A 23,162-nucleotide genomic window follows, 5' to 3' on the forward strand; every position below is an offset into this window, starting at 1 on the left:
TCTAAGTAAAAATTAGGCTTATCTTGTCGTTTTATAAAAGCAACTTTTTAAGTTAAAAACTAAAAAATTCTTCTTTTGACATTTTATCAGATTGCAAATATCGCAATTTTCAAAGAATTTTATGGTAATAGTATTATAAAGCTTTTTGTATTTTAGCAAAACTTACCATAAAATTTAATAGAATTTACAATTTTTCATTGGTAAGTTTTTAAAAATCAGTATTCAACATGGATATAAACTTCAATAAAAATGAGGATCATAACAAACTACTCGTTTCTAGTTTAAAACATAAACTATCAAGAATATATAAAGGTGGCGGTGAAAAACGAATCGAAAAATTACACTCGGAAGGTAAACTTACTGCTAGAGAGCGTATTGATTATTTATTAGACACCGATACCCACTCTATAGAAATTGGTGCCTTAGCTGGTGATGGCATGTATGAAGAACATGGTGGATGCCCAAGTGGTGGGGTTGTTGTAAAAATTGGGTATGTAAGCGGTAAACAAGTTATTGTTGTAGCTAATGATGCCACCGTAAAAGCAGGCGCTTGGTTCCCTATAACCGGTAAAAAGAATCTGAGAGCTCAGGAGATTGCCATGGAAAACAAGTTACCTATTATCTATCTTGTAGATAGTGCTGGTGTATATTTACCAATGCAAGATGAAATTTTTCCTGATAAAGAGCACTTTGGTAGAATTTTTAGAAACAATGCTCAAATGAGTAGTATGGGTATTACCCAAATTGCTGCAGTAATGGGTAGTTGTGTTGCAGGCGGTGCTTATTTACCAATTATGAGCGATGAAGCTTTAATTGTAGATAAAACCGGAAGTATCTTTTTAGCAGGTAGTTATTTAGTAAAAGCCGCTATAGGAGAGTCTATTGATAATGAAACTTTGGGAGGTGCTACTACACATTGTGAAATAAGTGGAGTGACCGACTATAAGATGAAAGATGATAAGGAAGCCTTAGATACCATCAAGAAAATTGTTGGTAAAATTGGTGATCCGGAAGTTGCAGGGTATAACAGAATTAAACCTGCGGCTCCCACTGAAAACCAAGCCGACATTTACGGAATACTGCCAAAATCTAGAACCGACCAGTACGATACAAAGGAGATTATTAAACGATTGGTTGACGGTTCTGAATATGAAGAATACAAAGAAGGCTACGGAAAAACCATTATTACTTGTTATGCGCGTATTGACGGATGGGCGGTTGGTATAGTTGCCAACAACCGAAAACTGGTTAAAACAAAGCAAGGAGAAATGCAATTTGGAGGTGTAATATATTCAGACGCCGCAGATAAAGCTACCCGATTTATAGCTAATTGTAACCAAAAGAAAATACCATTGGTGTTTTTACAAGATGTTACTGGTTTTATGGTAGGTAGCAAAAGTGAACATGGTGGTATTATTAAAGATGGTGCTAAAATGGTAAATGCAGTGGCTAACTCTGTAGTACCAAAATTTACCATAGTAATGGGAAATTCTTATGGAGCAGGAAACTATGCTATGTGTGGTAAAGCCTATGACCCAAGACTTATTGCTGCATGGCCCAGTGCAGAACTTGCAGTAATGAGTGGTAACTCTGCTGCTAAAGTATTAATGCAAATAGAAAAGGCTTCGTTAAAAAAGAAAGGAGAAGTTTTAGACCAAGCAAAAGAAGAAGAATTATTTGCTAAAATTAAGTCTAAATACGATGCGCAAGTGTCCCCTTATTATGCAGCCGCACGTTTATGGACCGATGCTATTATTGACCCACTAGATACAAGAAAATGGATTTCTATGGGGATAGAAGCTGCTAACCAAGCGCCTATTGAAAAAAGATTTAATATGGGTGTACTTCAAGTTTAATATTTTATATTCTAATTAATTTATATGATTCAAAAAGTTATTGCAGGTGTACTTATACTGGTAGGGATTTCTGCCAATGCACAGCTATTACAAGAAAAAGAAAAGTATACAAAAGCTGATACCCTTAGAGGAAGTTTACGAAAAGAACGAAACTTTGATGTTTTGCATTATACACTAGATGTAAAAGTAGAACCTGAAAAAAAATACATTAGCGGGTCTAATATCATAGGCTTTGTTCCTAATGAAGAATTAACGGATATACAAATAGATTTATATGCCAATATGAATGTAGACTCCATTATTTTTGATGGAAAACCTTTAAAGTATACCCGTGAATTTGATGCAGTGTTTATTCATTTTCCACAGCCTTTAGAAAAAGAAGTTACAAGTATTCAATTTTATTACTCTGGTAACCCTACAATAGCTAAACATGCTCCTTGGGATGGAGGCTTTGTTTTTACCAAAAGTGAAAGCGGATTACCGTGGATAGCCACTGCTTGTCAAGGTGCTGGTGCTAGTTTATGGTGGCCTAATAAAGACCATCAATCTGATGAGCCAAACAATGGTATGGATATTTTTGTAACAGTACCTAATACCTTAATGGATGTTTCTAACGGTAGACTTATGGGGAGTGTACCTGTAGATGAAGAGTATACCAAATGGCATTGGGCTGTTACCAACCCTATAAACAATTACGACGTAGCCTTAAACATAGGAGATTACACGCACTTTGGAGAAAATTACAAAGGACTTGATATGGATTTCTATGTATTAAAGGAAAACCTTGAAAAAGCAAAAGTTCATTTTGAAGAGGTTAAACCAATGATGGATTGCTTTCAAGAAAAGTTTGGTACGTATCCGTTTAAAGAAGATAGCTATAAGTTAGTAGAAACACCGCATTTAGGAATGGAACATCAAAGTGCTGTTGCTTACGGAAATAAGTACCTAAAAGGATATTTAGGTAACGACCTATCTAGAACAGGAGTTGGTTTGCTGTGGGACTTTATTATTATTCATGAAACAGGTCATGAATGGTATGGAAATAGCATTACCGCTAAAGATATTGCAGATATGTGGATTCATGAAGGGTTTACTACGTATAGTGAAGCCGTATATATAGAGTGTAGATGGGGATATGAAAAAGCACAGACCTACTTAAACGGTATGAAACTTAGCATACAAAACGATCGTCCGGTAATTGGAGATTATGGTGTAAATAAAGAAGGTAGCGGAGATATGTACAATAAAGGGGCTATGCTAGTAAACACCTTAAGACATATTATTAATGATGATGAAAAATGGTGGAAAATTTTAAAGGATTATACCCTACACTTTAAACACCAAACGGTTACTACAGAACAAGTAGTGTCTTATTTTGAAGAAGCTTCTGGCTTAACATTAAAACCTGTTTTTGATCAGTATTTAAGATACACTACAATACCTGTGTTACAATTAAAGCAAGATGGGAAACATGTAATGTACAGATGGGAAACAGCAGTACCAAATTTTAGTATGCCCTTTAAAATCACTAACAATGGTAAAACAGAAATGCTACAAGCTACCAATGATTGGAAAAAACTAAAGAAAAGTAAACTAAAAAATATCAAAGTAGATACAGATCATTTCTATATTAAAACACAAATATTATAAAGGCAAAAAGGGATAGTTTCACCAAAAAACTATCCCTTTTCTAAAACAAACAAATTATAACTATAATAACTTATAGACTTTCTTTCAGTATTCTTACCTCTACTATCTTAGGCATCCACAAATTGTCAATTGCTTTAATTTCTACTCTAAAATCTTTCATTTGCTGCACTTCTTCGGGTAAGTCAAAAACTACCGTATTCAAAGGTTTATCAGCCTCTCCATTCGATTTTAACTCGCCCACTTTTACACCACCAACATAAAACTCACAAGCTCTTAGCTTATCTATATCCAAATAGTCTATGTACAAATACTTCGCCATAGATTCATTATTTCTCATGTTATAAGAAAAATATCCTCCGCCTTCTCTCCAATGACTTTCATAGTCATAACCCGTCCAAGTATCCTTTTGCTCTATACTATGGTCAGATTCTGGTTGCTGCTCTCCACAATACACTACGTCAGATGATTTCTCTTCTAAAACCCTAGCAGCTGCTTCTTCTTTTTCCATTTTTTCCTGCATCGCTTTTAAACCATCCTTAGTAGCCTGCGGAAAATAAATCATATATCTAGATTCATGCAATGCATAAAACGGTTCTAATTCTAAACTATCAGTAAATGCTTCTGTATGGTACAATCCACCTATTTTAAAACGTAAATCTTCTGTATCTTCTTTTGTAATTTGATTTACTAAGGAATCAGGATTACCTACAACAGTAGGAATTTCTTTTAAAGATACTATTTCGCCAGAGGCTATATGCCCTCCTCTACTAGCATCTGCAAATAAACCATCTTGATTATCGGTAGAAGTTTTGGCTGCTAGAACAATTGGCCCATATAAGAATGAATAATAGTTAGAACCATCTTTTAATTGTTCTGTACTTAAAGACATTGGTAAATTATAAGTTATCTCATCACCATCATTCCACTCACGTTCTATATTAATGTACGGAGCGTTCGCATCAAAATCTTTATATTCTTCTCCATTAATGGTTAAACTTGCACCTCCATAAGTCCATGCCGGTAATCTTAAACGTAATGTAAAATTGGTTTTAGCCTTTGCCTTTATTTTAAAATGAGTTGCGGCTTCAGTAGGGAAATTATTTACTTGTACTAACTCTACCCCCTTTTCATGCCAAATTACAGAAGATGGAATAAACAAATTAACCAATAAAGATTGATTGGTATGGGCATATACCATTTCTCCGTATTTACCATGGTTTTCTATACCAGAACCAACACAGCACCAGAAACTAGTTTCTACCTGAGAGTACACTCTGTAATGCCCTGGTCGCATTTGAGTAAAGTAAACTAATCCTCCAGTTTCAGGGTTTTGAGTAGAAAGTATGTGATTATATAGTGCTTTTTCATAATAGGCTATGTAACTTTCATTCCCGGTATCTTCATATAACATCTTGGTTAATTTAAGCATGTTATACGTATTGCAAGTTTCAGGTCCCTGAGTGCCCTGAATCATTTTAGAAAAATTATCTTTCGGATGAAAATGCTCATATGCACTATTACCACCAATAACCACTGAACGCTCATTTACCACATCATCCCAAAAAAAGGAAGCGGCACTAGCCCATTTTTTATTATTATTAATTTGGGCAATACGCTCAAAACCTATCACTTTTGGTATTTGAGTGTTTGCATGCATTCCTGTTAATTTATCTTCATGATCTAATAAAGGGTCTAATACTTCTTTATGAGAGAACTGCTTAGCCAGTTTCATGTACTTTACATCACCCGTCATATCAGCAACATCTGCAAAAGCTTCATTTAAACCACCATGTTCACTAATTAACATTTCCTGAATTTGCTCGTCTGTTAAATTAGCTACTAAATCTATAGCCCAATCTGTCATGGCTACAAGCATTTCTTTAGCATCTTTACTACCTGTGTATACATAGACATCACGTAAACCTGAAAACGTTTTATGAATATTATATAAAGGAACCCATTTATCATTAAGGCTAAAGCCTCCTGCTCTTATATTGCCCTCCTTAATTTCTTTCCAAATGGTTTTTCCATCAGGAACCCCACCTATATAACCATTACCGTTTGCTTCTTGACATTTTTTCAATTCAGCAATCATATAATCTAAACGTTCCTTTATCTCCTTATCTCCAGTAGCTGCATACATTAAAGACAATGCAGATAAATAGTGCCCACCAATATGACCATCAAGTCCGGTGTTCTCCCAGTTAGGATAACTCTCTGCTTTTGGTGTTAAACCGGCTTCTCGTAAAAAGGGAGCTAAAAGTTTATCAGCCTCTAAAGCTAAAAGGTATTTTTTATCTAAATCTTGAGCATGTTTAAATGGACTCTCTAAAAGACTAACATCCTTTAAATCAAAATAAGTTAAAGGACTTTCTTCGGTCAAATCTGCTGAAACTATTTTCTTTTCTTCACATGAACTGAAAGTAAGCAACACCGAAGTAAAAACAGCAATGTATTTTATTCTAAACATTTGTACTTATTTACGTTATGGCTTATTAACAAACTAACAAATTGCGTCTATAAAAAACATCAATAAGTTATTTTAACACCTGTTATTTTACCATTTTAAAAACGAGTACAATTTCGGTTTTTTTTATCTTTAATCAAATAAATATGTGTAAAATTTACACTTATTAATATAATACCCTTATGCGCGTCATTCTGAACTTGATTCAGAATCTCACAACTACCTCGCAAATACAAAATAGTCTGTGCAAACTCCCCACTTAATAGTGATAAAACTAACTCTGATGAGACCCTGAATTGAATTAAGGGTGACGGAAGTTTCATCAACCCAACATCAACCATCGTCATTCTGAACTTCATTCAGAATCTCACAACTAACTCGGAAGTACAAAATAGTCTGTGCCAGCTATCCCACTTAATAGTGATAAAAATTACTCAGATGAGAACCTGAATTGAATTAAGGGTGACGGAAGTTTCATCAACACACAATCAATACACGTCATTCTGAACTTGATTCAGAATCTCATTAGTAGCTCGTAAATACAAATAGCCTATTCTAACTCCCCACTTAATAGCGATAAAAATTACTCAGATGAGAACCTGAATTGAGTTCAGGGTGACGCAAGTTTCATCAACCCAACACCAACAATCGTCATTCTGAACTTGATTCAGAATCTCACAACTAACTCGCAAGTACAGAATAGTCTGTGCTAACTTCTCACTTTATGGTGATAAAAAATCACTCAAATGAGACCCTGAAATAAGTTCAGGGTGACGAAACAGCATAAATTAAAAAAGGTAGCACAAAATGCTACCTTTTCATCAACTATTAATAGTCTTATTTCTTATTTTACAGCCTTATAAATTGCGGTTGCAATATCTTTTTGCTCTTCTTTATTGTTTAGTAATTCTCTATCATTTTCATTAGATATATTACCTAACTCTAATAATACACAAGGACTCTTATTTACTTTAGTAACAAGATATTCATCAGAAGTTGAAATTTCCTTATTTGTTTGAATAAACTCTTGAGTTAGAGAATTTAGTATATCTGAAGCTAAGTGCTTTGATTTTTCGTAGAAAGTATTTTCTACCACAAAAGCTTCAACTCCCATTTCTTCCTCATTAGCATCTAAACGTATATGTAAAGATATAACCATATCAGGGTTAATACTATCTATTTTAAGTAGTCTTTCGTTTAAAGGAATATAGCTATCGTCTGTTCTTAAAGGAATAAATTTAACCTCTTGAGAATTCATCCCTACTAAATACTTAGAAACATCTAAAACAATATCTTTCTCAATAATATCATTGTAAACAGATCCTGAATCTTGCCCTCCGTGGGCTGCATCTATTACAATTACTTTTGGCTTTACACTTTTCATGTTAAAAGCAACTAACAATACAAGAAAGGGAAAGATTGAAATACGTAAAATTTTCTTCATCTGGAGCATTTGATTTTGTAATATCAAATGTATTGATATAGTATCTAAAGAATTTATATTTTCTTTTAAACGTATATTAAATTAGATGAGTTACACTTTTATATCTTTCAAATCGTCTATTTTTCCATTTATTTCAATTCTAGATCTAGGTAAACTCTTAGGATAATTGCTTTGTAAAAATTTAATTAGCTGTTCTCTTACATATACTCTTAAATCCCAAGCTGTTGGCGAATCTACAGCGCTCATTAACGCCCTCATCTCAACAGATCCCTCTTTTGCCTCGGTTACCTGTAAAACATTTACTCTACCATCCCATAAATCGGTAGATTTTAAAACTCTAGTTAATTCTTTTCTAAATTCATCAAATGGCACATTATAATCGGTATATATAAATACGGTACCTAACAACTGAGAGGTTGTTCTAGTCCAGTTCTGAAATGGCTTTTCTATAAAATAAGTTGTAGGCAGTACTAATCTTCTCTCATCCCATATATTCACTACCACATAGGTAAGATTTATTTCCTCTATTCTCCCCCACTCTCCTTCAACTACAACTACATCATCTATTCTTATGGGCTGACTTATAGCTATTTGAATTCCGGCTAAAATACCCCCTAAAACCTTTTGGGCAGCTAAACCTATTATAATACCTCCTATACCTGCCGAAGTAATTAAACTTAATCCTATTTTTTTAATCTCACTAAACGTCATTAAAGCAAGCGCTACCCCAATAATTAAAATAATAAAAATTAACACACGCTCAATAATTCTAAACTGGGTATATATTTTTCTAGCTTTAAGATTGTCTTTTTGCTTTAAATCATATTTTTTAAGTACAAAATACTTTATCAATTTTACTGCACTAATAGCCATCCAACTGAAAATAGCTATCATTAAAATACTTAATATTTTTTTTGCAGATTCTTCTAGTGTTTGAGGTATCTCCACATACGATAACGGAACCCATAACGCTATGACCCCAATCAATAAAACAACAGGAACTTTAATACTGCTAAGTAATTTTCCTGTTACAAAACTATCGGAGTGTTTAGTTACTCTTTGGATTATTTTATTAGCTATAAATATAATAGCTAGAAGAATTAAAAAAGTAATAGCAAAACCAGTTAAATACGGTACCCATTCATAATCTTTAGAAGATAGACCAAAATTTAGCTTTTGTAATGATATTAAATTTAGTATTTTCATTTTTAGTGTTTTAGAGGAAAATTGAAATTACTAAAAATGCTTTAGAGAAGTATTTAATAAAAAGTTAAATGCCACCTAAAACTTCAATAATACATAGGGTTTAGGTGGCATTTTAAAACTAATGAACAATATTATAAAATATAGTCTGTACTAATAAAATTAGAGACTTTTGTTTCAAGTAGTTTTTCAAGAATTTCTTTATTATTAGGAGTATCTTTAGTAGCTACAAAAGTTCTTATAGAGAACGAACGTAACGCATCGTGAACACTCAAGGTACTTACTGCAGAGTCTTTTCTACCAGTAAATGGGAACACATCTGGTCCTCTTTGGCAAGAACTGTTCAAGTTTACTCTACAAACAAGATTTACCAAAGTATCTATTAACGGAGAAAGTTCATAGACATCTTTTCCGAATAAACTAACTTGTTGACCATAATTAGAAAGTGCTAACTCATCTAGAATCTGATCAATATCATTAAATAATTTTACTGGTATCACAGGTCCAAATTGCTCTTCTTGATACACGCGCATCTCCTCGTTTACAGGGTATAAAACAGCAGGATAAATATAATTATCAGAAATTTCTCCTCCTTTTTTATTTAATATTTTTGCTCCTTTTTCAAGTGCATCATCTATTAATTCTTTAATATAAGCAGGCTTATCTGGCTCTGGTAAAGGCGTTAATTTAACTCCAGCTTCCCAAGGATTACCAAACTTCAATGCATCTACTTTAGCAGAAAAACGTTTGTTAAACTCTTCTCTAATATCTTCATGTACATAAATCATTTTTAAGGCCGTACAGCGCTGACCATTAAAAGATAACGTACCGTTAATACACTCTTCTACTGCTAAATCTAAATCGGCATCTGGTAGAATAATTGCCGGATTCTTAGCTTCCAATCCTAATACCAAACGTAGACGGTTTTTATTAGGGTGCTGATCTTGAAGTGCTATAGCAGATTTACTATTACCAATTAATGCTAAAACATCTATTCTACCACTTTGCATAATAGGGGCAGCTACTTCTCTACCTCTACCAAAAATAATGTTTACAACACCACGTGGAAAACTGTTTTTAAAAGCTTCCATTAAAGGTGTAATAAGTAAAACACCATGCTTAGCTGGTTTAAAAATTGCCGTATTCCCCATAATTAAAGCTGGAATTAATAAGGCAAATGTTTCATTTAAAGGATAATTATATGGTCCTAAACATAATACAATTCCTAAAGGTCCTCTTCTAATGTGCGCATACACACCATCACGCTTTAAAAACTTAGCGCTATCTCTATCTAGTTGTTTATAATCTTCAATAGTATCGTAAATGTACTCTACGGTTCTATCAAATTCCTTTTCTGAGTCAGGTAAATTTTTACCTATTTCCCACATTAATAACTTAACTACTTCATCGCGCTTAGTTTTCATTTGCTCAACAAACTTTTCCATACAAGCTATCCTATCAGATACCTTCATGGTTGGCCAAGCTCCTTTACCTTTACCATAAGCATCGCATGCAGCCAACAGCACTTCCTTTGCACTTTCTGCATCCATGTTTGGTACACTTCCTACTAAAGTAGGTTTGTATTCTTCAGTACTTGAAATAGTTGAATATACCTCTGCGGTTTCTCCTTCCCATTTTTTTAACTCTCCATTTATAAGGTAATTTGAGTAATGAAGAGGTTCATTAATTTGAAATTGTTCAGGTATTTCCAAAATTATATTTTTTAGTAGTTATAATTGTAAATTTATTAATTTCTACGCCTATAAAAAAGCTGTTTTTATAGGATTTATATAAATTTAACAAAAAGGAATTTTAAATTAAAAACTCAAACAAATCGGGGTTATTATTTAAATAATCACCATAAAATTTACGGGCTTTCATGCGTTCTACCAGAGGTTTTAAATCACTTTCACTTTTCAATTCTATACCCACTACTGCTGGTCCGTTTTCTCTGTTTATTTTTTTAGAATATTCAAAATACGTAATATCGTCATCAGGCCCTAAAATTTCAGCAACAAACTCTTTCAAAGCTCCTGCACGTTGCGGGAATCTTACAATAAAATAATGCTTTAAATTGGCATACAACAATGCCTTTTCTTTTATCTCTGGTGTTCTGGTAATATCGTTATTACTTCCACTTACAATACAAGCAACACGCTTCCCTTTTATTTCCTCTTTAAAAAAGTCTAAAACCGATATACTTAAAGCCCCAGCAGGTTCTACCACTACAGCATCTTTATTGTACATCTCCAGAATGGTTTGACAAACTTTACCTTCGGGTACCGTTACCATTTTATACAAGTTCTCTTTACATATGGCAAAAGTTAAGTCTCCTACTCTTTTCACAGAAGCTCCATCTACAAACTTGTCTACAGTTTCTAACTCCGTATTCACATTGTTTGTTATAGATGTTAGCATTGACGGTGCCCCTAATGGTTCTACGCCTATCACTTTAGTTTTTGGTGATAACTGCTTAAACACAGAAGATACCCCAGCAGATAATCCGCCTCCACCTACAGGCACAAATAAATAATCTAGTGGTTCTACTAATTGATCTATCAATTCTAAGCCTACGGTTCCTTGCCCTTCAATTACTTTCTCATCATCAAACGGATGAACAAAAGTCTTTTTTTGCTCAGTACATTGTTGAATGGCAGCTTTGTAAGAATCGTCATAGGTATCACCTATTAAAACAATCTCCACAAAATTTTCACCAAACATAGCAACCTGCTCTACCTTTTGTTTAGGGGTTGGTGCAGGCATAAATATGGTTCCGTGAATTTCTAATTCCTTGCAAGAATAAGCAACTCCCTGTGCATGGTTACCTGCACTGGCACAAACAATTCCGTTTGCCTTTTGGATAGCTGTTAAGCTTTGAATTTTATTATAAGCGCCTCTAATTTTGTACGAGCGTACAATTTGGAGGTCTTCTCTTTTTAAATATATCTCAGCTTGATATTCTTTAGATAGTCTTAAGTTTTTATCTAATGGGGTTTTGGCTGCTACACCTTCTAGTGTAGTGGCGGCTTTTTTTATAGCCTCTAAAGTTGGAAAATATACTGTATTGGTGTGCATTACTACAAAAAATCTTTTTAGTTAGAATTATGGTTAAATTCATAAAAAAGTATCGCTACCATCAAAGGTAGGTTTCAGGTGTATGAAGATACGATTTTGAAACTTAACAATACAAAAAAAGCTGTCCGTTACTAACTTTGTCGCATAGCATTAGCTTCAGACAGCTTTTTTATCCCAACTAAATAATTTTTTTCATCGCTGTCATAGAAGCTCTTAACCAAGCTCCTACTTCTTCTATAGGATGATTTCTTATAGCATCGTTTACAGCTATTAATTCTTTATTATCTACTCCATTATCACCAGCCTCAAAAGTACCTCCAATTACGTCGGTATCAATTTTCTCCATAAAGTCTTTCAATAACGGCTTACATACATGATCAAATAAATAACATCCGTATTCTGCTGTATCTGAAATTACACGGTTCATTTCAAACAACTTCTTACGCGCTATGGTATTAGCTATTAATGGTGTTTCGTGTAACGATTCATAATAAGCAGATTCTTCTATAATACCAGCTTCTGTCATTGTTTCAAACGCTAACTCTACTCCAGACTTTACAAAAGCCACCATTAAAATACCTTTATCAAAGTATTCTTGCTCGGTAATCTCATCGGTAGTTATAGCTGTTTTCTCAAAAGCAGTTTCCCCTGTAGCCTTTCTCCAGGTTAACAAGTTAACGTCGTCATTAGCCCAATCTTCCATCATGGTTTTAGAGAAATGACCACTCATAATATCATCCATGTGTTTTTGAAACAACGGACGCATTATTTCTTTTAACTCTTCAGTTAATTTAAACGCTTCAATTTTTGCAGGGTTAGAAAGTCTGTCCATCATATTGGTAATACCACCATGCTTTAAGGCCTCTGTAATAGTTTCCCACCCGTATTGCACTAATTTAGCAGCATAACCTGGTTCTATCCCTTGTTCTACCATTTTATCAAAAGATAAGATAGATCCTGTTTGTAGTAATCCACATAAAATGGTTTGTTCTCCCATTAAATCAGATTTCACTTCTGCTACAAATGAAGAACGTAAAACCCCTGCTTTATGTCCGCCTGTAGCTGCTGCGTATGCTTTAGCTTCTGCTAAACCTTTCCCTTGTGGATCATTCTCTGGGTGTACCGCAATTAACGTTGGTACTCCAAAACCTCTTTTATATTCTTCTCTAACCTCTGAACCCGGGCTTTTAGGAGCCACCATAATTACGGTTAAATCTTTTCTTATTTGCATTCCTTCTTCTACAATGTTAAAACCATGAGAATAAGATAAGGTTGCCCCTTCTTTCATCAATGGCATTACTGCAGAAACTACATTGGTATGTTGCTTATCTGGTGTTAAATTACAAACTAAATCAGCCGTAGGAATTAAATCTTCATACGTACCTACAGTAAAACCATTTTCAGTTGCATTTGTATAAGAAGCTCTTTTTTCATCAATAGCAGCTTGTCTTAATGCATAGGATACATCTAGACCGCTATCTCTCATATTCAACCCCTGATTTAATCCTTGTGCACCGCATCCTACGATAACCACTTTTTTTCCGGCTAAGGCCGCTACACCATCACTGAATTCAGAAATATCCATGAATTCACACACTCCTAATTGATTTAATTTTTCTCGTAATGATAGTGTATTGAAATAATTTTCCATTGCTACTTAGTTCTTAGTTTTATAGTTAATTAGTTTTAATTCTCTTGAAATTCCTTTAAGATATTTGATATCTCCATACTCTCTTTAGATACTGAAATACGACCCGAACGTACAAATTGCATAATACCATAAGGCTCTAATTCATCATACAATTCTTCTATCTCATGTCTTCTTCCTGTTTTAGCTATCACAAAAAAGTTTCTAGATACCGTTACAATTTGCGAATTGCTATCTTTTATGATGTTCTGAATTTGACGTTCATCAAATAACAAATCAGACTTGATTTTAAATAAAGCCGATTCTTGATAAATAATTTCATCATCGGTATGGTAAAAAGCTTTAATAACCTCTACTTGCTTTTCTAATTGTCCGGTAATTTTACGCACCCAATCTTCTGTGGTTTTCACTAAAACAACGTACTTATGAACCCCTTGAATTTCACTAACAGAAGCATTGATACTTTCTATATTAATATGCCTTTTTAAAAAGATGCCCGAAACACGGTTTAACAATCCTACACTGTTTTCGGTATATACGGTGATGGTATAAAATTTTTCTTCCATTACTTTTAGCTTAATCTACATTCTGATACACTAGATCCGGTTGGAATCATAGGGAATACATTATCTTCTTTTTCTACTACTACTTCTAGAAAATAAGCTCCGTCTGTAGCCATCATTTCATGAATAGCCGAAGCCAAATCTTCTCTTTTCGTTACTTTTTTAGCTGGAATATGATATCCTTCAGCAATCTTTACAAAATCAGGATTAATCATTTCTGTAGAAGCATATCGTTTATCAAAAAACAGTTGTTGCCATTGACGTACCATTCCTAAAAACTCATTATTTAATACCACTATTTTCACTGGTATTTGTGTTTGGTAAATGGTACCTAACTCTTGAATAGTCATTTGATAACCACCATCACCTGCTATAGCTACTACGGGTCTATCTGGTGCTCCCATGGCAGCTCCCATAGCTGCTGGCAACGCAAACCCCATAGTACCTAAACCACCGGAGGTTACATTGCTTTTAGACTTTTTAAATTTAGCATACCTACAGGCAAACATTTGGTGTTGCCCAACATCTGATACTACAATAGCCTCGTTCCCCGATTCTTTATTAATCTGATTAATTACCTCTGCCATAGTTAGCCCCTCTTTGGTAGGCTCCATTTCAGGCTGAATCACTTTTTCAAATTCGATATCATATAACCTTTTGAATTCTGCAAACCAATCTGGGTATTGCTTTTCTTCAATTAAAGGCATTATTTGAGACAATGTATCTTTTACATTTCCTAATACAGCTACATCTGCCTTTACATTTTTATCTATTTCCGCTGGGTCTATTTCAAAGTGAAGTACTTTAGCTTGTTTCGCATAGCGCGATAAATCTCCAGTAACTCTATCATCAAAACGCATCCCTAATGCAATAAGCACATCACACTCATTAGTTAATAAATTAGGTGCATAATTACCATGCATACCCACCATACCAACATTTAATGGATGGTCTGAATCTAATGCAGATAATCCTAACACGGTCCAAGCTGCAGGAATACCAGATTTTTCAATAAACGCTTTCAACTCGGCTTCTGCATTCCCAAGTAAAATTCCTTGTCCAAAAACAATCATAGGCTTTTTAGCACTATTAATTATCTTGGCAGCTTCTTCTAATTTTGCAGGCTCAATAGTAGGTACTGGTTTGTAACTACGTATAGCAGTGCATTTTTTATATTCAAACTCAAATTGTTGAAATTGAGCATCTTTTGTAATATCAATTAATACAGGACCTGGTCTACCCGATCTTGCTATATAAAAAGCTTTTGCTAAAACACTAGGTATATCATTCGCATCTGTAATTTGGCAATTCCATTTGGTAATTGGCGTAGAAATACCCACGATATCAGTTTCCTGAAAAGCATCAGAACCCAATAACGGGCTAGCGACTTGCCCGGTAATACATACCACCGGATTAGAATCTATCTGAGCATCTGCTAACCCTGTAACCAAATTTGTTGCTCCTGGACCAGAAGTTGCGAATGCGACCCCTACTTTACCACTAACTCTGGCAAAGCCTTGAGCAGCGTGTATAGCTCCTTGTTCATGTCTGGTTAAAACATGATGTAACTCCTCCTGAAATTTAAATAATTCATCATATACAGGCATAATAGCACCTCCGGGATAACCGTAAACAGTATGTACCCCTTCAGCCAACAAACAATGGATTACCGCTTCCGATCCAGTAATCTTTATTTTCTTTTGCGTATTTGTGGTTTCGCTTTTCATTGTTTTTGTTTCCATAAATCAAACTACAAATTAAAATATATCGGTAACACAGCCTTGCGCTGCAGACGATACCGTTCTTGCATATTTATATAAACTACCAGTTTTTATTTTTAACTCTGGTTGCACCCAGTTCGCTTTTCGTTTTGCTAGTTCTTCCTCACTAACTTCCATGTTAATAGTATTTTTAACAGCATCAATGGTTATAATATCTCCATCTTGTACCAAAGCAATACCACCACCTACTTGCGCCTCTGGCGATACATGCCCCACAACAAAACCGTGAGAACCTCCTGAAAATCTACCATCGGTAATTAAAGCTACATCTTTTCCTAAACCAGCTCCCATAATAGCCGATGTTGGTTTTAACATCTCTGGCATACCTGGTGCACCTTTAGGTCCTTCATATCTAATAACTACTACATCTCCTTTTTCTACTTTTCCGTTTTTAATACCTTCATTTACCGCTACCTCACTATTAAAAACTTTGGCTTTTCCGGTAAAAGCTAATCCTTCTTTCCCGGTTATTTTTGCTACTGCGCCTTCTGTGGCAAGGTTACCGTATAGCACACGAATGTGTCCAGTCTCTTTAATTGGCTGGTCTACTGTTTTAATAATCTCTTGTCCTTCTATTAAATCAGGAGCGTCCAATAGATTTTCTGCAATGGTTTTTCCAGTAACCGTCATACAGTCTCCATGCAACATCCCTTGTTTAAGCATGTATTTAAGTACTGCAGGCACCCCACCTACTTTATGTAAATCTTCCATAACAAACTTACCACTAGGTTTAAGGTCTGCCAAGAAAGGGGTAGTCTCACTAATTCTAGTAATATCTTCTAGAGTAAAATCTACTTCAGCAGCATGAGCTATAGCCATAAAGTGTAGTACGGCATTGGTAGAACCTCCTAATACGGTTACCAATCTAAAAGCATTTTCTAATGACTTTTTAGTAACAATATCTCTTGGTTTAATATCTTCTTTTAAAAGGTGTAGTAAAGCCGCTCCTGCTGCTTCACAATCGGCACCTTTTTTAGCGTTTTCTGCTGGTATAGAAGAATTAAAAGGCATGGACATTCCCATAGCCTCAATAGCCGATGCCATTGTATTAGCAGTATACATACCCCCACAAGCACCCGCACCAGGGCAAGCTTTGTGAATTACTTCTTTAAACTCTTTTTGGTCTATAGTACCTGCTACTTTTTGTCCGTATGCTTCAAAAGCAGAGATAATATCAAGTTTCTTGTTATTATGACATCCAGGAGCAATAGTACCTCCATACACTAAAATAGAAGGCCTGTTTAAACGTAATTGCGCCATTAATGCACCCGGCATATTTTTATCACATCCCACTACGGTTACCAAACCGTCATAACTCATAGCTTCTACTACGGTTTCAATAGAGTCGGCAATAATATCTCTTGATGGTAATGAGAAACGCATACCAGGAGTACCATTAGAAATACCATCACTAACACCAATGGTATTAAAAATAAGGCTTACTAAATTGGTAGACTCTACTCCTTTTTTTACATCTACCGCTAATTTGTTCAAATGTACATTACACGGGTTTCCTTCATACCCCGTACTGGCAATTCCTACAAAAGGTTTTTGTAAATCTTCATCGGTTAACCCCAGCGCATGTAACATGGCTTGGGCAGCCGGTAATGTATCGTTCTGAGTAACTATCTTACTATATTTGTTTAAACTCATTATTTATGTTAAATCTTTGAATTATTTCTAAGTTATATCAAATTTATTAGGTTTCCTTTCTTGCATCTTCCTATAAACGCAAAGCTGTTTAAATCCAAATTACAAATTATTTTATTAAAATATTGAAAATCAGTGATTTAAATCATTTTTTTCAATTACATCCAAGAGCAAAAAAAAGCCTGCAATCTTGTTATAGATGCAGGCTTTTCATTATATCCAATACCAAACTGCATCACTCCATTTTTGGAATAATAATGCTAATTCGGATGACGTTTCTTTTATTGTTCTTCATGTATTATCAATATTAAAAATTATTTTTAACTTAAGCTACTAATTCAACTAAAAAATTGTGTCTACACTAAATAAAACATATCCTTCTGTAGCTGTGCGTGTTGCACTTTTAAAAAAGCTAAAAACCCAAATTAAAAAACAAGAAAAAGAGATTTGCGAAGCACTTGCAAAAGACTTAGGAAAGCCAACTTTTGAAAGTATGCTTACCGAAACACAATTTGTTTTAGCTGAATTAAGACATACGATTAAACATTTAAGAGGTTGGGCTGTACCGAAACGTATACCGGGTAGTATGCTTAATTTTCCGGCTAAAGAATATATTTACCAACACCCTTATGGACGTGTTTTAATTTTTGCCCCTTGGAACTATCCATTTCAACTTACACTGGCTCCTCTTATTGGTGCTGTTGCTGCAGGGAATAGCGTTGTTTTAAAACCTTCTGAAATGGCACCCAATACTGGGGCAGTAATAAAAGATATACTTACCAAGGTATTTGATATTAAGTTTGTCACTGTTATTGAAGGTGGCCCACTTCTGGCTAAAGAACTTCTTAAACAGCAATGGGACTATATTTTCTATACAGGTAGCACTGCTATAGGTAAAGAGATTTACCAAGCAGCTGCAAAAAATTTAACTCCGGTTACTTTAGAGCTTGGCGGTAAAAGCCCTTGTATTGTTCACGAGTCGGCTTCTTTAAAAGTAGCAGCAAAACGAATAGCCTGGGGTAAATTTGTAAATACCGGACAAACCTGTGTGGCCCCCGATTTTGTATTAGTTCATGAAAGTGTAAAGCAACAATTTACACAGTACCTGATAAGTGCTATTAAAGATTTATATGGGGAAAACCCAGAAGAAAATACTGACTACGGTAAAATTATTAATAAGAAACACTTTCAGCGTTTGATAGGTTACCTTGAAGGTACTAAAATCTCCCATGGAGGTACAAGCAATGAAACTTCTTTATATATAGCCCCAACGGTGGTTGACAATCCATCTTTACAAAGTGCTGTAATGAGTGAGGAAATATTTGGCCCCATACTGCCTATTATTAGTTATACCTATGAGAAGGATTTAGATACTATTCTAAAAAAGTACGAGCATTCTTTAGCCTTATATGTATTTGCTAACAACAAAGAATTTACCAATGCTATTATAGAAAATTATGCTTTTGGAGGAGGTTGTATTAACGACACCCTAGTGCATTTAGTTAACAACCAATTGCCTTTTGGTGGTATAGGGAACAGTGGAATTGGCAAATACCACGGAAAATACTCCTTTGATACGTTTAGTCATTCTAAAGCTATCGTGAAACGTAGTAAGCTTGAAAACCCGCTACGCTATGCCCCATATAAAAAGAAAACTAAACTTATAAAGTTATTGTATCGATTTATTAACTAAACCTGCTACATTTTTTGATCTATTAACTTCAAGACCGTCAATTCGAGTAAAAATAGGATACTATTTTTGTATCGAGAATAGGGCTTGAAACTAAAGTGTAGTTCTCGATACAATTTTGCTTCGATTCTCTACACAAAATCACTCGAACTGACGTATTTTTAATTTCTAAATACTCTACATTATTAATATCATACCTACCCCAACCAACCATCTCTATCTAAACTACGGTACTGAATAGCTTCACTAATATGATGACCTAAAACAGCTTCCGAAGTATCTAAATCGGCAATGGTACGTGCTACTTTTAAAATACGATCGTACGCTCTGGCCGATAAATTCAACCGCTGCATGGCATTTTTTAACAAGTCTAAAGAGGCATCGTCTAGTGCACAATAGGCTCGTATTTGCTTGGTATTCATTTGCGCATTGTAATGTATGTTGGGTAGCTCTTCAAACCGTTGGGTTTGTAGTTCTCTTGCTTTCATCACCCGTTCTCTAATAGCTACACTACTTTCGGCTTTGTCTGTAGACGATAGTTTTTCAAACGGTACAGGGGTTACCTCAATATGAATGTCGATACGGTCTAACAACGGCCCCGATATTTTACCTAAATACCGTTGCATTTCTGCAGGTGATGAAGACACTGGCGCATCTGGGTCGTTAAAATAACCTCCCGGACTCGGGTTCATACTAGCTACCAACATAAAAGAAGATGGATAAGTGACTGTGAATTTAGCTCGGGAAATGGTTACCTCTCTATCTTCCAAAGGTTGGCGCATAACTTCTAATACCGACCGTTTAAATTCTGGCAACTCATCTAAAAACAATACCCCATTGTGTGACAGTGATATTTCTCCCGGTTGCGGATATGTACCACCACCTACTAGGGCTACATCTGATATGGTATGGTGTGGTGCCCTAAACGGACGTTGACTTAGCAAACCAATATCTTTTACCTTACCTACTACACTATGTATTTTGGTAGTTTCTAATGCCTCATGTAAGGTCATAGGCGGCAATATACTAGGAAGCCGCTTGGCTAACATGGTTTTACCAGAACCTGGTGGACCTATTAAAATAATATTATGTCCACCCGCAGCGGCAATTTCCATACAGCGTTTAATACTCTCCTGCCCTTTTACATCTGCAAAATCAAATTCGGGAAAATCAAGGTTTTTGTAAAACTGCTCACGGGTATTAATAATGGTAGGTTGTAAGGTTGTAGTTCCCTCAAAAAATTCAATTACTTCTGTAATATTACTTACTCCGTATACCTCTAAATCATTTACAATAGCAGCTTCTTTTGCATTGGCTATGGGTAATATAAAGCCTTTAACCCCTTCTTGTCGAGCTTTAATAGCAATTGGAAGTGCTCCCGTAATGGGTTGTACACTACCGTCTAAAGAAAGTTCTCCCATAATCAGGTAATCCTCTACCGAATGTTTTAATTTAATTTGGTTGCTTGCTGCCAGTATTCCCATTGCTAGAGTAAGGTCATAGGCAGACCCTTCCTTCCGTAAATCGGCAGGTGCCATGTTAATGGTTATCTTCTTTCCTGGTATTTTATAGCTGTTATTTTGCAGTGCCGCTGCAATACGGTAATTACTTTCTTTAATCGCATTATCTGGTAATCCTACCAAGTGGTACCCAATGCCTTTATTAATATCTACTTCTACAGTAATAGTAGTAGCTTCTACCCCAAATACAGCACTCCCAAAAACCTTTATAAGCATTCTATGTATATTTAAAATAACCCACCTTGCAGGTAAACCTACAAAGCATCTATAATCATATTTATCAAGTAAAAATAAAGGGATTCCCGCATCTATACTTACGGTAATACGTAAACTATCGCTGTAAACGTAAGGTATTAGTATTTGTCGAAAAATCTTCTTACATTTATATCGTACACGATTTAAATTAAAAACTATGAAAGCATACTCCAAAACGTCAACAACACAGAACATATTCAGAATACTACTAGGAGGCCTTATGGTACTTGCCGCCATAGGTCACATGACTTTTCAACGGGAAGAGTTTCAAGCTCAGGTACCAGATTGGGTACCGCTTTCTAAAGACTTTGTAGTTATAGCCTCAGGTATTGCCGAATTATTATTAGGTGGTGCCATGGTATTTTACTATAAAAAGAAAGTATATGTAGGTATAGCTTTAGCTATTTTCTACGTGCTTATATTTCCTGGTAACATAGCCCAATATGTAAACCATACCGATGCCTTTGGGTTAGATACAGACAAGGCTAGATTGATTCGGTTATTCTTTCAGCCGGTTTTAATTCTTTGGGCATTATGGAGTACCGGAGCCTTAAAAATATTGACACAAAAAAAGCCGAATCAATGATTCGGCTTTTCTATATATGTTAAATGTAAGCTTATTTAGCGCTCCAGAACATCGCGTATAAGAATGCTAAAATAATCATCACAGCAAAAGCTCCAATATTAAATACACTTCCTGTTTTAAACAGTCCGCCACCTAAATCAATTCCTTTAGGACTATCTTCTCCTTTACCTTCAGATAAACTTACTGCAGCAATAATAATAGAAGTGATAATAAGTGTAAGTCCCATTTGGTTCATAAACGGAATATTTACAAACAAAGGTCCTTCTAACCAACCATGCTGACCAATTTTAAAGTAAAATGCAATAGGAAGTGACACTAAAGCACCTACAATAGCTCCTTTGTTGGTCGTTTTCTTCCAGAATAAACCTAACAAGAAAATAGCCAAAATACCAGGACTCACAAGACCTGTATATTCTTGAATAAACTGGAATGCCTGATCAATCCCTCCTAATAACGGAGCCATAGCACAACCAATTACCAACGCTACAGCAGCAGAAATTCTACCTACATTTACAGTAGTTCTATCGCTTGCCTTAGGGTTAATGTATTGTTTATAAATATCCATTGTAAAGATGGTAGATGTAGAGTTAAGCATAGATGCTAATGATGATACCACTGCGGCAGCTAATGCAGCAAACGCCACCCCTTTAAGTCCTACTGGTAAAAACTGTAGTAACCACGGGTAAGCTTCATCTGGCTTACCAAGTTCACTTTGTATTCCTAAATCCGTTATTTTACTTAAAAATTCCGGATCTTTATTTAGTAAAACATAAGCTGCTATACCTGGAATTACTACCACAAAAGGAATTATTAACTTTAAGCCGGCAGCCATTAAAATACCTCTTTGTGATTCTTTTAAGGATTTAGCTGCCAACGTTCTTTGAATAATGTACTGGTTAAAGCCCCAATAGTACAAGTTAGCAACCCACATACCTCCTACTAATACCCATATACCTGGTAATTTATCATAATCATCATAAGTCTTATCAAGAATCATAGCAAAATGCTTAGGTGCTTTTTCTGTAATAATTTCAAAACCTTTAACAATACCGCCTCCATCAGATACGGTATTTAAAGCAAGGTATGTAGTAATAACACCTCCTAGTACCAAGAAAACTACTTGAATAACATCGGTCCAAGCAACCGCTGAAAGTCCACCATATAAAGAATAAGCAGCCGCAAATAAAGCTAAACCAATAACCCCATACATCAACGGAACTCCCATAATAGTTTGTATTGCTAAAGCCCCTAAGTATAATACAGAAGCTAAGTTTACAAACACATAAAGTGCAATCCAGAAAACTGCTAAAATAGTTTTCAGGTTGGTTGAATATCTTTTCTCAATAAATTCAGGAATGGTATATAATCCTTTGTTTATGAATACCGGTAAAAAATACTTACCTACAATAATTAAAGTTAAAGCAGCCATCCACTCATACGATGCAATAGCCAATCCGGTTGCGTAACCAGATCCTGACATTCCTATAAATTGTTCAGCTGAAATATTTGCTGCTATAAGGGAAGCACCAATTGCCCACCACGGTAATGATTTGCTTGCTAAGAAGTAATCTTCGGCATTACGATCCTGCCCTTTTTTACCTCTAGATACGAACAAACCTACTCCTAGAATTAATACTGCATATCCAATGAATACAATATAATCCCAAAATTCAAAAGTTGAACTCATAATCTTACATTAGTTAGTATAGTTAGATAATTTAATTTGATTTGTAAAAATAATTATTTTGACAAAATAAGCCGCATGAAATTGAAG

At 35.0% G+C, this 23,162-nt stretch carries 15 protein-coding genes; 4 read left to right on the forward strand and 11 right to left on the reverse strand.

Annotated features, from left to right (window positions below; all coding sequences use genetic code 11):
* Positions 1–227: 227 nt before the first annotated feature.
* Complete coding sequence (locus Y10_RS10810) at positions 228–1,856, forward strand: acyl-CoA carboxylase subunit beta (RefSeq protein WP_281765401.1); 1,629 nt, start codon at positions 228–230, stop codon at positions 1,854–1,856.
* Positions 1,857–1,880: 24 nt separating this feature from the next.
* Positions 1,881–3,506, forward strand: coding sequence for a M1 family metallopeptidase (locus Y10_RS10815; protein ID WP_281765402.1), 1,626 nt, complete (start codon positions 1,881–1,883; stop codon positions 3,504–3,506).
* Between the two features lie 70 nt (positions 3,507–3,576).
* Here Y10_RS10815 and Y10_RS10820 read toward each other — a convergent pair whose 3' ends face one another.
* The 9 genes from Y10_RS10820 to ilvD form a co-directional block, all read right to left on the reverse strand.
* Complete coding sequence (locus Y10_RS10820; RefSeq protein ID WP_281765403.1) at positions 3,577–5,976, reverse strand: glycoside hydrolase family 127 protein; 2,400 nt, start codon at positions 5,974–5,976, stop codon at positions 3,577–3,579.
* 841 nt (positions 5,977–6,817) lie between these two features.
* On the reverse strand, positions 6,818–7,417 hold the full coding sequence (locus Y10_RS10825) for an N-acetylmuramoyl-L-alanine amidase family protein (RefSeq protein ID WP_281765404.1): 600 nt from the start codon (positions 7,415–7,417) through the stop codon (positions 6,818–6,820).
* Between the two features lie 90 nt (positions 7,418–7,507).
* Positions 7,508–8,623 (reverse strand): mechanosensitive ion channel family protein, encoded by a 1,116-nt coding sequence (locus Y10_RS10830; RefSeq protein ID WP_281765405.1) that lies wholly within the window; start codon positions 8,621–8,623, stop codon positions 7,508–7,510.
* Positions 8,624–8,754: 131 nt separating this feature from the next.
* Complete coding sequence (locus Y10_RS10835; protein WP_281765406.1) at positions 8,755–10,332, reverse strand: NADP-dependent glyceraldehyde-3-phosphate dehydrogenase; 1,578 nt, start codon at positions 10,330–10,332, stop codon at positions 8,755–8,757.
* A 100-nt stretch (positions 10,333–10,432) separates the two neighbouring features.
* Entirely contained in the window at positions 10,433–11,695 is a 1,263-nt protein-coding gene (ilvA, locus tag Y10_RS10840; protein ID WP_281765407.1) for a threonine ammonia-lyase IlvA, read from the reverse strand.
* 178 nt (positions 11,696–11,873) lie between these two features.
* The gene (gene ilvC, locus Y10_RS10845) at positions 11,874–13,346 is read right to left on the reverse strand and encodes a ketol-acid reductoisomerase (protein WP_281765408.1); all 1,473 of its coding nucleotides are present in this window, start codon (positions 13,344–13,346) and stop codon (positions 11,874–11,876) included.
* A 35-nt stretch (positions 13,347–13,381) separates the two neighbouring features.
* Complete coding sequence (gene ilvN / locus Y10_RS10850; protein WP_281765409.1) at positions 13,382–13,909, reverse strand: acetolactate synthase small subunit; 528 nt, start codon at positions 13,907–13,909, stop codon at positions 13,382–13,384.
* 5 nt (positions 13,910–13,914) lie between these two features.
* Entirely contained in the window at positions 13,915–15,648 is a 1,734-nt protein-coding gene (ilvB, locus tag Y10_RS10855) for a biosynthetic-type acetolactate synthase large subunit (RefSeq protein ID WP_281765410.1), read from the reverse strand.
* A gap of 15 nt (positions 15,649–15,663) precedes the next feature.
* Positions 15,664–17,340: a dihydroxy-acid dehydratase gene (ilvD, locus tag Y10_RS10860; protein ID WP_281765411.1), complete on the reverse strand. Its 1,677-nt coding sequence runs from the start codon at positions 17,338–17,340 to the stop codon at positions 15,664–15,666.
* 349 nt (positions 17,341–17,689) lie between these two features.
* Here ilvD and Y10_RS10865 point away from each other — a divergent pair, with 349 nt between their 5' ends.
* Complete coding sequence (locus Y10_RS10865) at positions 17,690–19,030, forward strand: aldehyde dehydrogenase (RefSeq protein ID WP_281765412.1); 1,341 nt, start codon at positions 17,690–17,692, stop codon at positions 19,028–19,030.
* A 194-nt stretch (positions 19,031–19,224) separates the two neighbouring features.
* On the opposite strand, the gene Y10_RS10870 is transcribed toward Y10_RS10865, so the two are convergent.
* Entirely contained in the window at positions 19,225–20,763 is a 1,539-nt protein-coding gene (locus Y10_RS10870) for a YifB family Mg chelatase-like AAA ATPase (RefSeq protein WP_281765413.1), read from the reverse strand.
* A gap of 196 nt (positions 20,764–20,959) precedes the next feature.
* Between Y10_RS10870 and Y10_RS10875 the strand changes: the two genes are divergently transcribed.
* On the forward strand, positions 20,960–21,388 hold the full coding sequence (locus Y10_RS10875) for a DoxX family protein (protein WP_281765414.1): 429 nt from the start codon (positions 20,960–20,962) through the stop codon (positions 21,386–21,388).
* A gap of 31 nt (positions 21,389–21,419) precedes the next feature.
* Here Y10_RS10875 and Y10_RS10880 read toward each other — a convergent pair whose 3' ends face one another.
* Positions 21,420–23,075 (reverse strand): sodium/sugar symporter, encoded by a 1,656-nt coding sequence (locus tag Y10_RS10880; RefSeq protein WP_281765415.1) that lies wholly within the window; start codon positions 23,073–23,075, stop codon positions 21,420–21,422.
* Positions 23,076–23,162: the final 87 nt, after the last annotated feature.

Origin of the sequence: Neptunitalea lumnitzerae (genome assembly GCF_027924185.1) — a bacterium.
GTDB lineage: Bacteria > Bacteroidota > Bacteroidia > Flavobacteriales > Flavobacteriaceae > Neptunitalea > Neptunitalea lumnitzerae.